Below are 14,813 nucleotides of genomic sequence, written 5' to 3'. Positions count from 1 at the left end.
GCACGTCGGAATCGGGGTCGGCGGCCAACCGGGCCAGCAGTGGGGAGTCGGCGGCGGAGGTCGGCGGCCTTGAATTCCCCGCGCCCCAGCACCCCGGACAGGCGCAGGGCCGACGGCCGTGCGCGTTCGGGTGATAGCGCCACCCCGTCACCTGCCGTACGTGCCGGACCCGGTGTAGCTCGGCGGGAGCGCGGGGTATCGGGCGTCCGCTTCGCCGCTGCCGTGGTGCATATTCCACAGCAGGTCGGCGAGATGGGCGGGGTCCACGGTAGGCACTTCCCAGAACGGCTCGCCCGCGGCCTTGGCCCGCGCCATCTCGGTGTGCCAAGCGCTGTTCTCGATGGCCGCACCTATGTAAAGGCCGCCGACATAGACGCCTTTCTCAGCCACCTCGGCATGCAACGCCTGGAGATAGTTGCGTTGCGCGGCGAGGGTGAGCCCGCCCGCGACGCGCGGATTCCCCTGTAGGGCGCTGGCTCCCTGCGCGCTCAGGATCGCGCCTTCCCCTCGAATGAGCATGGCAGGCAAGAACTCTCGCACCAGTTCGAGCAGAGTGTAGACGCCGAGTGGCATGAGGTCCTTGACGCGCTGCGGCGTCAGGTCGAGCACCGGGACGAACCCGTCGGCGGCGGCCCCGTAGTAGAACGCGTCGAGATCGCCGACCGTGGCGCGGATCCGCGCGGCCAGTGCGGGAACGGCATCGGTGTCGGCGAGGTCGGCGGTGATGACGTGCGCTGTCGCACCCAACTCCTTGGCGAACGATTCGAGCGGTTCCCAGCGTCTGGCGACGAGCACCAGGTCGTAACCGTCCTGTGCGTAGCGGTGCGCGACGGCTTGGCCGAGGCCCGGGCCCGCGCCGAACACTGCGATTGTCTTGGACATGAAACACCTTCGGTAGCAACGAAAATGGATAGTACTCGTCATAGTATCTGATCATCAGTAATACTGACGATCAGAAACGTATATGGTTATGCCGTGCCGAACCCCGACCACCCGACGCCTGATGACGGCGAAGTCCCCCGGCTGGGGTATCTGCTGAAACACGCAGCCCTGCGATACGGCGAACTGACGTCGACGAAACTCGAGCCCCTCGGCATCGCCCCGCAGGAGTGGGCGGCGCTGAACTGCTTGGACGAGCAGCACGGTCACTCCCAAAAAGACGTCGCGGAGCTGCTCGGCATCGACCGCACGACCATGGTCGCGTTGATCGACCGACTTCAGACACAGGGCTGGGTCGAGCGACGGCCGCATCCCGGTGATCGCCGCAAGAACACCGTCATCCTCACCAAGAAGGGACGGGATATGTTGCGGCGCGGCGCGCGCCTCATCGATGAGTGCGAGCGGCAGTTCCTGGCCGCGCTCCGCGGACCGGCCGCCGAACAGCTGAAGAACAACCTGCACACCGTGATCGTGGCGAACCAGTAGCGCTGATCTCGGGCATCCGCCCGTCGTTGCGCGCGGGTGTCGGTGGGTATCGGTAGCGTCTGGTGCTGTGGAAACAGGGGAACATATCCAAGAGCTCGCGGACCGCATCGTGGCGCTGCGCGACGCCTACTACCAGGGCTCGCCGCTGGTCGCGGACGCCGACTACGACGCGATCGAGGACGAGCTACGCGCCCTGATCGAGGCGCACCCCGACCTCACGCCGGACCCGAATCCGCTGGAGCAGGTCGGCGCGCCCGCGGTGCTGCACGCCCCGATCCGGCATTCGCGGCCGATGCTGTCGCTGGAGAAGGCGACCAAGCCCGAGCAGGTCGAGGCGTTCTTCAACCGCTTCCCCGGCCAGTCGGTGGTGGTGATGCCGAAGCTCGACGGCTTGTCCCTGGCCCTGGTCTTCGAGGACGGCAGGCTGGCCCGTGCAGTGACCCGCGGCGACGGCACCACCGGCGACGACGTGACCATGCTGGTCCGCGCGCTGGTCGACGGCATCCCCGAGCGGATCGACGTCCCTGGCCGGGTGGAGGTGCGTGGCGAGGCGGTGATGCTGCGCTCGACCTTCCTCGCCTACAACACCGCACATCCGGACAAGCCGCTGATCAATCCGCGCAACGCCGCGGCGGGCACGCTGCGGGCGAAAGACCCGGCCACCGTCGCCGAGCGGCGCCTGCAGTTCTTCGGCTTCGACTTGGATACCGCCACCGGTGATGCCGCCGTCGATCTGGAGGAGGGCCTGCGGGCGCTCGGGATCGCGGGCGCGCAGATGCGGCACTGCGCCGACGCCGCGCAGGCGCAGGCGGCGATCACCGCGATCGAGCAGGGCCGCAACGACTTGGACTACGACCTCGACGGTGCGGTGCTGCGCCTGGCCGACCGAGATGCCTACGCGGCGGCCGGAACTCGGTCGAACTCGCCGCGCGGCGCGCTGGCGTTCAAGTTCGCCGCCGAGGAGAAGACCACCTTGCTGCGCGAGGTGATCTGGGACGTCGGCAAGACGGGCAAGATCGTGCCGGTCGCGTGGCTGGAGCCGGTATTCGTCGGCGGCACCACGGTGACGAAGGCGACGCTGGCCAATCAAGAGGTGATCAAGGCCCGCGACATCAAGGTCGGCGACACGGTCCTGGTGCGCCGCGCGGGTGACGTGATCCCGTTCGTGGCAGGCGTACTCGATGCCGCCAAACGCACGGGCGACGAGCTGGAGATCGTGCCACCCACCGGGTGCCCCTCGTGCGAGCAGCCGGTGACCGAGCAGGGCAACAGTCGAGAACTGTTCTGCACCAACGTCGCCTGCCCCGCGCAGACGGTGCGCAGGCTGATCCATTGGGCGTCGCGGGCGGCGGCCGACATCGACGCCATCGGTGGCGTGTGGATCGAACGCCTTGCCGAGGCGGGCATCCTGGAGAATCCCTCGGACTTCTACACGCTCACCAAGGAGCGCCTGCTCGAATTCGACCGCATCGGCGAGGTCTCCGCCGCGCGCATGATCGACTCGATCGACGCCAGCCGCCAGGTCGGCCTGCGCCGTGCGCTGATCGGCCTGGCGATCCCGATGGCCTCCGACGGCACCGCCGCCCGGCTGGCCCGCTCGGGATTCGGCTCACTGGAAGAGGTCGCCGACGCGGGCGAGGAACGTCTGGTAGCGGTGGAGGATATCGGACCGAAGGTCGCCGCCTCCTTGGTCGCGCACCTCACCCGCCTGCGTCCGGAACTCGAGCGGCTACGCGCGGCCGGGGTCTCCCTCGACGTACGCGAGGAAGACCTGCCCCCGGTCATCGCCGCCGGGGCGCCACTCGAAGGCAAGACGGTGGTGATCACCGGCGCCATCAGTGACCCACGCTCCGGCGAAAAGGTCGCTCGCCCAACATTCCAACGCCTGTGCGAGCAGGCGGGCGCGACGGCGGCCTCCTCGGTTTCGGCGAACACCGACATGCTCATCACCGGCGCGGGCGTCGGCGACAGCAAGCTGACCAAGGCGGAGAAGCTCGGCGTCGAGGTCGTCGATCAAGGCGAGATCTGGAACCTACTGATCGCCGCCAAGGTCGTTTAGCCCCGCCGGGCCGCACATCTCGCGTGCGCGGGTTCCGGCGGGGTCGGTACGGCGCTGACGGCGGCGTCAGCGGGTATCGGCGAAGACCTGCACGACCGGCCGTCGCGGGTCGTAGGTGACCCACCCCGGGTCCCCGGTTTTCGCGAAAGCCACCCAGGCGGCATGCATTTGGGTCGCGAGGCCTACCGGGACATCGCCGGGACCGAGCAAGCCGGTGTCCCCGCGAAGCCACGGGTCGTCGACCGCATCGAAGACGAAGGGCAACTCGACGGTGTGGGCAGCGCCGAGCCGCCCGTTCAGCGCTGTCGAGCGGAACCCGAACGAGTAGACGTGGGTGCGGCCACCCGAAATCCGGTTGTGCGCCTGCGCCATCCGCGTCGTACCGGCCCCGAACAGGGCCTCACCGAGAACTTCGGCACGCAGCTCACCCGGTACGGCATCCGGCCGTTGTGCGCGGAGCTCGGCGACCGCGGTCTTCGGCTCCGCGTACACGCGGCCGGCGACAGCGAGTAGATCAGCCTCGGTAGTGGACTCCAAGGTGCCCGCGGGCACGACATAGAGTCGCCCCTCCGCTGTATTGGTGCCGATCAGCAAGTCGACATCGCCGGCCGGGCCGTCGGCCAGACCGTCGGCAGGCTGAACGGGCAGTACCAGGCTGAACGGGCTGAGACCGACCAGCGGATCCGTCGCGGTGCCGGTGCGCAGATCCAAGCCGCTCAAAGCAGGCAGTACCGCCAGAAAACGCTCGTCCGGAATCGCGGCGAACGCCTCGACCGTCGGCTCCACCGCCAGCGCGGCGGCCGCCACCGCGGTCACCCGCTGCGCCTGCTCCGGCGTGAAAGCACCTGTGCCATTACCGCTTTGGACAATCGCCCGACGGAACAAACCTTTGGCCGCCGGGGCGGCGAGTAGCGCGCCGACAAGGGTGGCACCAGCGGACTGCCCGAAGATCGTGACATTCTCCGGATCCCCACCGAACGTCTCGATCGTGTCGCGCACCCAACCGAGCGCGGCGAGCACATCGAGCAGCCCCCGGTTGGCCGGAGCGCCTTCCAGATCGAGGAAACCGGGAATCCCGAGGCGGTAGTTCACCGTCACGAGCACGACACCGTCACGAGCGAAGGCGCTGCCGTCGTAGAGCGCGGCGCGGGTCGAGCCGGTGACGAACCCGCCGCCGTGCACGAAAACCATCACCGGACGCTTGCCGCTGTCGGCGGCAGGCGTGCGGACATCGACCGTCAGGTATTCCGCGCCCCGCACCCAGCCCGGTCCGAAGTAGGGAATCATGTCGAGCTTGCCGAAATCGCGAGCGGGCTGGGGAGCCGTCGGCCCCGGTTGGGTCCCGTCGCGGACATAGGACCAGCCCGGATGCCGCGTGGGCGGCGCGAAACGGCGGGTACCGGTCGGGGCCGCCGCATACGGGATGGCACGGAAGAACTCACCGGACTTGTCGCGACCGCCGCGCACGGCGCCCGCTGGAGTGTCAACGACCGGGTCTGGATATTCAGGCATCGGGAAACGCTTCCTATCTGGGAGAGTTCAGGAGATGTGGGAGAAACCCGCCCACTCTTTGATCGAGAACTTCGACCCGGTGCGCTCGACCTGCGCCGCGCCCTGGCCGCCGAAGTGCGCGGGGAAGACGAGCGCCTTGTTCTCGGCGGCATGACCGAGCAGCTTGTGCCGGGTGGCGCGGGCTTGGGCCGGGTCCTCGCAGAAGCAGGAGTTGATTTCCGGCTCCACGATCTGCATCGGGGTGTGCATCAGGTCCCCGACGAACAGCGCCCGGTCGGTACCCGACTCCAGGGCGAGCACGGACGAGCCGGGCGTGTGGCCGGGCGCGAGATCGAGCCGCAGGTTCTTGTCGATCCGATACGACCCGTCCCACAGGTGCGCCAGCCCCGCCTGGTGGATCGGCATGACGCTGTCCTCGAAGACGTTCTGGTTGCCGCGGCCGAACACGGTCTCGGACTCGTTGGCCGGATCCCAGAACTCGAAGTCCCGCAACGGCATCAGGTAGGTGGCGTTCGGGAAGGTCGGCACCCAGGCACGGCCGTCGAGGCGGGTGTTCCAGCCGACGTGGTCGATGTGCAGGTGGGTGTTGATCACGAGGTCGACGTCCTCGGGGCGAACCCCGGCGGCGGCGAGGTTGTCGAGGTAGTTCGTGTCGAGGCGGCTCCACACCGGCGCGTACGGCCGATCCTTGTGGTTGCCGACGCCGGTGTCGACGAGGATCGTGCGCCCCTCGCTGCGCAGCACCCAGGTCTGGAGCGCCGAGTGGCATTCGTTGGTCTCGAGGTTCCAGAAGTCGGGTGCCAGTAGGTCGCGGTGTTCGTCCCATGAGCCGTCGGGGCTGTCCGGGAAGAACTGGTCCGGGCTCATCTCGACCGTGCCGTAGAACTCGCGGATTCGGGTGACGGTGACGTCGCCAAGGGTGATCTGTTCCATGTGGTCGAGCCTGGCAATCAGGACGCAAACCAACCACTCCCGCTTTGTCCTACCACTGGCAGGGTGTGGCTGCGCGCGACCCGCCCCCGGATACTGGAGCAATGGACGGACCCGGACCACTAGGCGACTTTCTGCAAGCCCGACGGGCCAGGCTGCGGCCGGAAGATGTCGGCTTGCGCGAAACCGGACCCCGCAGGCGGGTCAGCGGCCTGCGGCGCGAAGAACTCGCCCAGCTCGCGGGGGTCAGCGTCTCGTATTACGCACGGCTGGAACAGGGGATGTCGCGCGGAGCCTCGGCCGAGGTACTCGATGCCGTCGCCCGCGCGCTGCTGCTCGACGACCACGAGCGCGCGCACCTCGACCGCCTCGCCGACGCCGCTCGCCACCTCCCCCGCGTGCGCCGACCACGACCCGAGAAGCTCGTCGACGAGACGCGCGACCTCCTCCGCGCCGTCGACGGCGTCCCGGCGCTGGTGCTCGGCCGACGCACGGACGTGCTGGCATGGAACACCCTCGGACACGCGCTGCTGGCCGGACACCTGGACTTCCACAGTCCGGACGACCCTGCGCGACGGCCGAATATGAGCAGGCTGGTCTTCCTGGACCCGCACTGCCGCGAGCTGTACGCGGACTGGAAACGCAAGGCCCGCGCCGTAGTCGGCAACCTGCGCATCGCCGTCGGCAAGCATCCGGACGACCCGCTGCTCGCGGAACTGATCGGCGAGCTGACGATGAAAAGCCCCGAGTTCGTGACGCTGTGGGGCGATCATCGTGTGACACCCTGCGACGCCGCGTCCTATGAACTGCACCATCCGGTCGTCGGCGCGATGACGGTCACGCAGCAGACCCTCTCGATCGCCCGTGCCCCCGACCAAGCACTGATCGTGTGCACAACCCCCGCCGGGTCCCCCGCCGAGGAAGCTCTCGCATTACTCCGACAGGCAGGCGAGGGTCGCACGTCAGCGCAGGTGCCGGTACCAGGCATGAACGGCACAGTCGCGCAATAGCTTTGCTCCGCCACTCACGGCAGGTCGGAGAACCGCACATCGTGCGCCACGGCGGTCACGTGGAGGCCGTCGGCGCCCGGCTCGATGGACGTCAGTTTCGCGCCGAGCGGCAGCCGCTGCAGCGGCACCGTGAAGGTGAGGGTGCGGCGCAGCAGCGCCAGCGAGATCGTCGGCCCACCCGCCGCCGACTGGACCGAGACCGGCGTGACCTCGATGCCGTTGTCGGTCGGTGCGACGGTGACGACAACCGTCCCCGGCACCGGGATGCCCTCCATCGAGAACGTCCCGGTGACGCGCAGTCCGTCCGGACTGTCGGACATCGACTCCACCCCGGCCGGCGCGAAGCCCTTTACGGTGTCGTAGGGCACCACGGCCGTCGCCGACGCCGTCGCCGCGACCAGGTTCGAGGTGCGGTTGTTGAGCAGATCGGTCAACGGCGCGGCCACGTCGGTCAACGTGATATCGAGGTTGTGCACGGACAGCTTCTGCTCGCTCCAGTCACCGACCCGAATGCCGATGTCGTGATATTTGCCGTCCACCGCCTGGGTCAGAAACGGGAAGCCGCGAATATCAACGCTCGGTTGCTGCGGCAGCTGGTAATCGGCCGCGATCTTGCGCCCGATCTCGTTCTGCGCCAGCACCACCGCAACCCGGTCGCCGACAATCAGCGCGATCGCCAGCACAACGATCAGTATCAGAAATGCGCGCATGCGCTCACCGGCTCAGTCATCCCACCATCATGCTGTGCGTCGCGCCCGCCCGTTGCCCACCACCCCTCGAGCTTCAGTTTCAGCGACTACGACCCGAGAAGTGTGCGCACATAATCGTCGGTCGACTCGACCAGTTCCGCGGTCGAGCCCGCGGCGAGTACGCGTCCCTGGACGGTGCGGCCGCGCAGTTCGGCGGTCATGAGCCGTCGGCCAGGATTGTGGTGACCGACAGCGCGGTGTCGAAGTTCGGGACGAGCCGGGTTTTGGTCAGTGCGAAGGCGATTCCCCGCGCGGGGTCCGCGTAGGCGTAGCTTCCGCCGCCGCCCGGCCACCCGAATGCCACGGAGTTTTCCTCGGCGGGGGCGCCCATTCTGCCGATCGGGAAGCCGAGCGCCATCCGAGCCGGAGTACCGAAAACCTGATCCGCCCCCTCGAATGCCGGCGCGGAGAATTCCGTCAACCGCGCGGAGTCCACCAGTTTGCCCTGCAGCACGGCGTCGAACATCGCGGCAAGCCCACGCGCGCTAGCGATCCCCACCGACGGTATGTCGGCGCGCAGAATGTCGCCATTGTTGCCGAAATCGGCACTCGGCCGGCTTTCCCACGGCGCGAGGATCGCCTCGTCGTCGTCCGGGTCGGCAGGCCATTGCCGAGCCTGCTGCTCCAGGCGCGCCAACTCCGGCAACGCCTGCTCCGGAGCGGCGAAGTAGAGCTGTCCCTCGATCCCGAGCGGCGCGGTGATCCATTCGTGCAGCAGCTCGCTCATGGACCGCCCGGTTGTGCGGCGGGCCAGCTCGCCGACGAGATAGCCGAAGGTATAGGAGTGATAGCCCATCGCGGTGCCCGGCGGCCAGCGCGGTTCGGCGGCGGCCAGCGACGCACATACCCGCGACCAGTCGGGAAGCTGATCCGGGGTGATCTCACGCGGCATCGCCGGCAGACCGACGGTGTGGGTCAGCACGTGTCGCAGTGTCGCCGTGGACTTTCCGTGCACACCGAACTCGGGCCAAACCTCGGTGACCGGACTGTCGTAGTCGAGGAAACCGCGCGCGACCAGCAGCTGCGCGAGTGTGGCCGTCACATTCTTGGCGAGGGAGAAACTGAAGATCGGCGTCCCCGAGGTGACCGGTCGCCCGTCGGCCGAGCCCGCCACCGCGTCGACGATCAGCGCGCCATCCTGATAAACAGCGACCTGCACCCCGTCCTCCATGCCGGTACGAACCAGCATGTCGATATGCCGCTGAATCTGTTCCTGCATCGCTCTCCTGTCACTTGGTCGGCTGGACACGGGGATGGTCAGGCGCACAAGGTTCGAGTGGCGGGAACGACATCCCCGATCCAGCGGCGCAGCTGGGTGTCGTCGGCGGATTCGGGCCAGTACACGAAGGTGTCGAAGCCGGTCTGCGTGGCGAGATCGGCCAGGATGCGCGCCCAGCCCGCGGCGTCGGTGCGGATCGGTTCCTCGCCGCGCAGGGTGACCGGTCCAGGAGCGTCGGTGATCGTTCCGACGAGTTGAGCCATCCGGGTGATGTCGGCCGGGTTACGTCCCGCGTCGATCGCGGCGGCAGCGATAATGTCCTGTGCCGCTTGCCATTTCTCGTACGGCAGGTAGTGCGGGATGGGTGCGGCCCACCCGTCGGCGATCCGCCCGGTGAGCGCGTTGGCCTTCGGGCCGACGCTACCGAACCAGATGCCGACCGGATGCGCGGGCGCGGGTCCGGACTGCACGCCGTGCACGGTGTAGTGCGTGCCGTGAACTTTCGCCTTCGTCCCGGGCAGCCACATGGCCCGGATGATCGCCGTCGCCTCCGCTAACGCCTGCAACGCTTCGGGATTCGACCGCACCGGTCCGCCCATGGCACCGATCGCGGGCCAGAACGCGCCGGCCCCCAACGCGAGTTCGAAGCGCCCGCCGCTGAGCAGATCCAAGGTCGCCGCCTGCTTCCCGAGCATCGCGGGCCCGCGCAACGGCAGGCTCGCCACATCCGGAAACACCCGCAGCCGTTCGGTTTCCGCCAGCACCGTGGCGATCACCGCGAACGTGTCAGCCAACCCACCCGAGTACGGATGGTCCTGAATACCCAGCAGATCCAGGCCCTCCCGATCCGCCACCTTCGCCATCGCACGCAGCTGCGGCAGCTCGGTCACCGTCGGCGCCCACTGAATACCGAATCGTAAGATCACCCCGCGATCATGCCAGCCTCGTCACCGCACCTTCAGCAGTCCTCGACGACCACCAGCTGATCGGAGTCGCGCTGCTCGTCCGCAGGTAATCCAGCGGGCTCCCCCGGGCCGTAGTTGCTATCGTGGCAGTGTGACGAACATCCGACAGGCATGGCGCTGGCTGGTCCAACAGTCCGTCTAACCATGTCCGCGGGCTGTACGCAGCCCGCAGTCACATCTCCCGTGCACGAGGTTCGTACGGCCCCTTGACCCTAGGAGCCCTACGTTGAATACCTTCTCCGCCACCGTCGAACGCAGCGACACGTTACGTGCCGCGGTCACCGAGCAACCCGATCGATACCGCATTCTCACCGGAGAACGCCCCACCGGCCCTTTACATCTGGGCCACTACTTCGGCACCGTCGCCGAACGTGTGCGTCTGCATAAGCTGGGTGTGGACACGTTCGTCATCCTCGCCGACTATCAGGTCATCACCGACCGCGACGCGATCGGCAAGGTCCGCGACAACGTCTACAGCGCCGTCCTGGACTATCTAGCCGCCGGTATCGACCCGAGTCGGGCAACCATCTTCACGCACTCGTCGGTTCCCGCGCTCAACCAACTACTGCTGCCGTTCCTCAGCCTTGTCACCGAGGCCGAACTCCATCGCAATCCCACGGTGAAGGCAGAGCACGCGGCATCGGGACGCGCACTCAGCGGGCTCCTACTCACCTACCCGGTCCACCAGGCTGCCGACATCCTCTTCTGCAAGGGCAACTTGGTTCCCGTCGGGAAGGACAACCTGCCGCACGTCGAGTTGACCAGGGTGATCGCCCGACGCTTCAACGAACGCTACGGCGATGTCTTTCCCGCACCGCAGGCACTGCTCACCTCCGCACCGGAAGTTCCCGGCCTGGACGGCAGAAAGATGTCCAAAAGCTATGGCAACGCGATCGCACTGTCGATGACCGCCGACGAAACGACCGCCTTGATCCGCCGAGCCCCCACCGACTCGCAACGACGCATCACCTTCGATCCGGTCCATCGGCCCGGCATATCCGCACTGCTCACCACCGCCGCACTGTGTTCCGGTCGCGACGAACGAGCACTGGCCGATGACATCGGCGAGGCCGGGGCGGGAATGCTCAAGCAGGTCACCGCCGAGGCGGTCAACGAGTTCCTCGCGCCGCATCGGCAGCGCCGCAGCGATTTCGCGCGCGACCCGGACTACGTACGCGATGTGCTGCGAGACGGAAATCGCCGCGCCAACGAGCTGGCAACCCGCACTCTCGACGAGGTACACGCCGTGATGGGCACCGCGTATTGAGCGCAACAACTATGTAGACATCATGGCGTCGGTTCCGACGTCTCAGGTGAGGATGGGTCAGCCGGGCGCATCCGCGACGCGAAGGAGCCGTGATGAAGTACGTGATCCTGATTCACTCCAATCCGCAGCCCTGGGGCCATCCGACGGGTGATTACCTGCCCGAATACCAGGCCATGCCACCGGAGCGGCGGGATCGGATGACCGCCGATTTCGAGAAGTTGCTCGGCGAGATGCGGGAGAACGGCGAGTTGGTGACGGGCGAGGCACTCGGGGCGCCCGAGTCGTCGCGGCTGTACCGGTGGGACGACGGGAAACCGCTGGTGACCGACGGCCCGTATTCGGAAGCCAAGGAGCATTTGGCGGGGTTCTTCCTGATCGACGTGGAAAACCAGACCCGCGCCGAGGAGATCGCCGCGCAGTTCGCCGGTCCGGGGGAAACCGTCGAACTGCGGCCGACGATGTGGCCGGGTGGCGACGACCAGTGAGCAACCGGGTGGTGGAGGACGTGTGGCGGCACGAGTCGCCGCATGTCCTCGCCGCCCTACTGCGCAGGCACGGCGACCTCGGCGACTGCGAGGACGCCGCGCAGGAAGCGGCCGAGGCGGCGACGGTGCAGTGGGCGCGCGACGGGCTGCCCGCCAATCCGCGGGGCTGGCTCATCACCGTCGCGTCGCGGCGGCTGATCGACCGGTCGCGCGCCGACGGTGCACGGGCCGGACGCGAAGAAGCGGTGGCCGTCGCACAGCCCAGCGACTCGTATCTCGCGCGGCCCGCGGATCAGCCGTCCACCGCCGACAGCGACGACATGCTGCAGATGTTCGTGCTGTGCTGCCACCCGAGCCTGAGCCGCTCCTCGCAGGTCGCGTTGACCCTGCACGCCGTCGGCGGCCTGGGCGTCGGCGAGATCGCCGCCGCCTACCTCGTCCCGCCGCGCACCATGACGCAGCGCCTGACCCGGGCCAGGTCGACCCTGCGCACGGCCGGCGCGGTGTTCGCACTCCCGAGCCCGGCGGACCTGCCCGCGCGCATCGCGCCCGTACTCGATGTCTGCCATCTGATGTTCACCGAGGGCCACACCCGTTCCGCCGGTGGCACACTGGTCGATGGCAGTCTGACCGATGCGGCGATCCGGTTGACCCGCCAATTACATTGCGCGATACCGGATCACGACGAGGTCGCGGGTGCGCTGGCGCTGATGCTGCTCACTCGTTCCCGAGCCGCGACCCGCACCGAGGACGGCAACCTAGTCCCGCTCGCCGAGCAGGACCGCACCCGGTGGGATCGCGACCTGATCGCCGAAGGCGTCGGCATTTTGGAGCGGGTGCTGCCGCGCGGCCATGTCGGCCGATTCCAGCTGCACGCCGCGATCGCCGCCGTGCACGCGGAGGCGCCCACCTGGGAGAGCACCGACTGGACACAGATCGGCGTGCTCTACGCCATGCTCGATCGAGTCGCGCCGAGCCCGTTCGTCACGCTCAACCGGGCCGTCGCCCTCAGCATGGCCGTGGACCCGAAGCAGGGTTTGGACCTGATCGCACCCTTGCTCGACAACCCGGCCATGCGGCGTCATCACCGGACCCACGCGGTACGCGCCCATCTACTGGAAATGATCGGCGACCGCACCGGCGCCATCGACAGCTACCGGCGGGCCGCGCAACTCACCGCGAGCGTCCCCGAACAGCGATACCTCAACGATCGGGTACGTCGCCTTACCGATCCCAGTTAGCTACACCTCGGCATATCCCCGAGGCCGCTTGAACCACGCGCTCGCGCTGGCCCGCGAGAGCGTGATGACCACGGTGAGACCGACAATGCATCCGAGCAGTCCCGGCGGCTGCTGTGCGCCCATCCCGCCCAGCCCGACGAGCCCCTCGATCGAGGCGAGCACGATCACCGTGGTCCGCGTTCCGTTTTCCGCGTATCCGAAAGTGAGGGTGAATCCCGCCATGATGATCGCGAACAGGAAGCCGAACATCAGCCCGCCCGCCAGCTCGGGCCTGCCGAGGCCGAGCGCGACCACGATGAGCACGATTCCCAAGGTGGCGAAGATGATCGAGACCACCTGCGCCGCACGCACCGACCCCGGCATTTTTGTCATCGGCGGCTGGAACTGCCCGTATGCGTTGCCGCCGTATGGATTCGGCGGGTATCCGCCTTGCGGCGGTCCCGGATAGGGCGGGTAACCGCCCTGCGGCACAGCCGAATACGGCTCGTATCCACCTTGCTGCTCAGGCGCGTACCCCTGCCGCGTCGGATAGGACTCATATCCACTATCCGATCCGAGCTGGCGCCCGTCATACGAGCCGCCCGCTACCGTCTCCGGCGAATTCTGCTCCGCAGCACCTTCGCGAACCCCCGAATTCTCCCCAGTCCCTGAATCTTTCCCGAACTCCACCAAGGTCCCACCCCTCATTCTCGAACCGGGCCGACACGCTCCGACCCAACGCACCGAACCGTACCAGTGAAATCCGTCAATGTACGCCCGAAATGTCCTGTGTTGCCAGCGCGAGCCACGCGCTGGCAACATCGAAGGTCGTGACCTCCAACGGATCGGAGCGAGCGATGGTCAGTCCTCGTTACGGAATACCGCGACGCGCAACCTACTGGGCCACAGCCGATCCGGTGCAAACCCGGACTGACGCGATCTCGAGCAGCCCGTCGAGGTCGACCTTGCCGACGGTCTGGTTCGCGTCCACACAGAGGCTGTCGCGGCGAGCGAGGTCGAGGATGCGTTCGGCCAGCGGCATGACCATGTGGCGGCCCCAGCATCGTTCCGACGCGTGACCGAAGGGTAGATAGCCGGGGTGCGCCTCGGGATCGAGCCTTTCCCAGCGTTCGGGGCGAAATTCGTCCGGGGCTTCCCATAGGCGCGGGTCGCGCTGACTGAGCAAGGGCAGCAGGAGAAGGTCGTCGCCCACGCCGATCCGTGCGTCGACCGCCGAATACTCGGAACCTTTGAGGCGCAATAGATTCCAGGACGGCGGCAGCAGCCGCAGGGTCTCGAGCAGGATGTTGCGGTTCGAGGCCTCGGGATCCAGCGGCGATGCCAGCCACACGGCGCTGGTCACCAAGGCGGCCACCGTGAAACACACCGGCGCGGCGACCCTGCGATAGAGGTACATCGCGTATCGGCGATCCCGAAAACCGTTGGCCTGGAAAACCTGTGTCGCCAGCTTCGACAGCGGTCGCTCCTGACCCGTTCTGCCGATCAGCGCGGCACCCGAGGTGACCGCTGACCAGGTCAGCTTCGGGGTCAGTTCGAGCCTGCGGTCGACCAGCATCCGGAATCGGAAATCTTCACCGCCGAACACGAGATCGCGAACATAATCGTGCGCCCGCTGCGGCCAGACGCCGACAAGCGGGCTATCCGTCTCGAGCGGAGCCTTCAACGCCGCGCGCACATCCCCGCCGACGGCCTGCATGAAGGTGGACGCGTCGACCCGGCTGACCAGCCGCCGATGTACGGGCTTGAAGGTCGGACGTTCGTCGGGTCGCGCGGGCCTGGCGCCGAGTACCGCTTCCATCAGATCGGCCCCGGCGATTCCAATGGTGTCGGGCTCGAGGCGAAAAAGGTCGGCGCCACGGTACTTTTCGAAAAGTTCGGCCATTCGCGGCGCGAAGACAACGGTCCGTGAATTTCCAGCACTGTGCCGTATGGACATGACGAACTCCCGGAT

Annotated in this window: 14 protein-coding genes; 6 read left to right on the top strand and 8 right to left on the bottom strand. The window is 67.6% G+C overall.

Annotated features, from left to right (window positions below; genetic code table 11):
* Positions 1-147: 147 nt before the first annotated feature.
* The gene (locus tag ACIBCN_RS27840) at positions 148-882 is read right to left on the bottom strand and encodes an SDR family NAD(P)-dependent oxidoreductase (protein ID WP_396994631.1); all 735 of its coding nucleotides are present in this window, start codon (positions 880-882) and stop codon (positions 148-150) included.
* A gap of 93 nt (positions 883-975) precedes the next feature.
* On the opposite strand from ACIBCN_RS27840, the gene ACIBCN_RS27835 reads away from it, so the two are divergent.
* Complete coding sequence (locus tag ACIBCN_RS27835) at positions 976-1,425, top strand: MarR family winged helix-turn-helix transcriptional regulator (RefSeq protein WP_396994630.1); 450 nt, start codon at positions 976-978, stop codon at positions 1,423-1,425.
* 67 nt (positions 1,426-1,492) lie between these two features.
* The gene (gene ligA / locus ACIBCN_RS27830; protein ID WP_396994629.1) at positions 1,493-3,484 is read left to right on the top strand and encodes an NAD-dependent DNA ligase LigA; all 1,992 of its coding nucleotides are present in this window, start codon (positions 1,493-1,495) and stop codon (positions 3,482-3,484) included.
* Between the two features lie 66 nt (positions 3,485-3,550).
* On the opposite strand, the gene ACIBCN_RS27825 is transcribed toward ligA, so the two are convergent.
* Positions 3,551-4,996 (bottom strand): carboxylesterase/lipase family protein, encoded by a 1,446-nt coding sequence (locus ACIBCN_RS27825; protein ID WP_396994628.1) that lies wholly within the window; start codon positions 4,994-4,996, stop codon positions 3,551-3,553.
* Positions 4,997-5,023: 27 nt separating this feature from the next.
* Positions 5,024-5,929 carry an MBL fold metallo-hydrolase gene (locus ACIBCN_RS27820; RefSeq protein WP_396994627.1) on the bottom strand — a complete coding sequence of 302 codons (906 nt, stop codon included), beginning with the start codon at positions 5,927-5,929 and terminating at the stop codon, positions 5,024-5,026.
* Between the two features lie 101 nt (positions 5,930-6,030).
* Between ACIBCN_RS27820 and ACIBCN_RS27815 the strand changes: the two genes are divergently transcribed.
* A complete protein-coding gene (locus ACIBCN_RS27815; protein ID WP_396994626.1) occupies positions 6,031-6,936 on the top strand; it encodes a helix-turn-helix domain-containing protein in 906 nt (301 codons plus the stop codon).
* A gap of 14 nt (positions 6,937-6,950) precedes the next feature.
* Here the strand turns inward: ACIBCN_RS27815 and ACIBCN_RS27810 are convergent, their stop codons facing one another.
* From ACIBCN_RS27810 to ACIBCN_RS27800, 3 genes are all read right to left on the bottom strand, one after another.
* Positions 6,951-7,646, bottom strand: a complete 696-nt coding sequence (locus ACIBCN_RS27810) for a DUF2993 domain-containing protein (RefSeq protein WP_396994625.1) — start codon at positions 7,644-7,646, stop codon at positions 6,951-6,953.
* 196 nt (positions 7,647-7,842) lie between these two features.
* Positions 7,843-8,904, bottom strand: a complete 1,062-nt coding sequence (locus ACIBCN_RS27805; RefSeq protein ID WP_396994624.1) for a serine hydrolase domain-containing protein — start codon at positions 8,902-8,904, stop codon at positions 7,843-7,845.
* Between the two features lie 38 nt (positions 8,905-8,942).
* Complete coding sequence (locus ACIBCN_RS27800; protein WP_396994623.1) at positions 8,943-9,830, bottom strand: LLM class flavin-dependent oxidoreductase; 888 nt, start codon at positions 9,828-9,830, stop codon at positions 8,943-8,945.
* Between the two features lie 265 nt (positions 9,831-10,095).
* On the opposite strand from ACIBCN_RS27800, the gene trpS reads away from it, so the two are divergent.
* The 3 genes from trpS to ACIBCN_RS27785 all read left to right on the top strand — a co-directional run bounded on the left by trpS (position 10,096) and on the right by ACIBCN_RS27785 (position 12,862).
* Entirely contained in the window at positions 10,096-11,136 is a 1,041-nt protein-coding gene (trpS, locus tag ACIBCN_RS27795; protein ID WP_396994622.1) for a tryptophan--tRNA ligase, read from the top strand.
* 92 nt (positions 11,137-11,228) lie between these two features.
* On the top strand, positions 11,229-11,621 hold the full coding sequence (locus tag ACIBCN_RS27790; RefSeq protein ID WP_396994621.1) for a YciI family protein: 393 nt from the start codon (positions 11,229-11,231) through the stop codon (positions 11,619-11,621).
* Positions 11,618-12,862 (top strand): RNA polymerase sigma factor, encoded by a 1,245-nt coding sequence (locus ACIBCN_RS27785; protein ID WP_396994620.1) that lies wholly within the window; start codon positions 11,618-11,620, stop codon positions 12,860-12,862. The genes ACIBCN_RS27790 and ACIBCN_RS27785 overlap by 4 nt, the downstream gene beginning before the upstream one ends.
* Here the strand turns inward: ACIBCN_RS27785 and ACIBCN_RS27780 are convergent, their stop codons facing one another.
* Together ACIBCN_RS27780 and ACIBCN_RS27775 are read right to left on the bottom strand one after the other, a co-directional pair.
* A complete protein-coding gene (locus ACIBCN_RS27780) occupies positions 12,863-13,531 on the bottom strand; it encodes a hypothetical protein (protein ID WP_396994619.1) in 669 nt (222 codons plus the stop codon).
* Positions 13,532-13,736: 205 nt separating this feature from the next.
* Positions 13,737-14,798, bottom strand: coding sequence for a cytochrome P450 (locus ACIBCN_RS27775; protein WP_396994618.1), 1,062 nt, complete (start codon positions 14,796-14,798; stop codon positions 13,737-13,739).
* Positions 14,799-14,813: the final 15 nt, after the last annotated feature.

It is taken from the genome of Nocardia sp. NPDC051052, assembly GCF_044456045.1.
Taxonomy (GTDB): domain Bacteria; phylum Actinomycetota; class Actinomycetes; order Mycobacteriales; family Mycobacteriaceae; genus Nocardia.
The sequence above is the reverse complement of the archived record's forward strand: the minus strand, read 5'-3'. Positions and strand labels throughout refer to the sequence as shown.

Bases quoted from the DNA above. Each gene is read 5' to 3' on its own strand.
- ACIBCN_RS27790 (WP_396994621.1), top strand. From the start codon at position 11,229: ATGAAGTACGTGATCCTGATTCACTCCAATCCGCAGCCCTGGGGCCAT.
- ACIBCN_RS27805 (WP_396994624.1), bottom strand. From the start codon at position 8,904: ATGCAGGAACAGATTCAGCGGCATATCGACATGCTGGTTCGTACCGGC.
- ACIBCN_RS27775 (WP_396994618.1), bottom strand. From the start codon at position 14,798: ATGTCCATACGGCACAGTGCTGGAAATTCACGGACCGTTGTCTTCGCG.
- ACIBCN_RS27825 (WP_396994628.1), bottom strand. From the start codon at position 4,996: ATGCCTGAATATCCAGACCCGGTCGTTGACACTCCAGCGGGCGCCGTG.
- ACIBCN_RS27820 (WP_396994627.1), bottom strand. From the start codon at position 5,929: ATGGAACAGATCACCCTTGGCGACGTCACCGTCACCCGAATCCGCGAG.
- ACIBCN_RS27815 (WP_396994626.1), top strand. From the start codon at position 6,031: ATGGACGGACCCGGACCACTAGGCGACTTTCTGCAAGCCCGACGGGCC.
- ACIBCN_RS27810 (WP_396994625.1), bottom strand. From the start codon at position 7,646: ATGCGCGCATTTCTGATACTGATCGTTGTGCTGGCGATCGCGCTGATT.
- ACIBCN_RS27840 (WP_396994631.1), bottom strand. From the start codon at position 882: ATGTCCAAGACAATCGCAGTGTTCGGCGCGGGCCCGGGCCTCGGCCAA.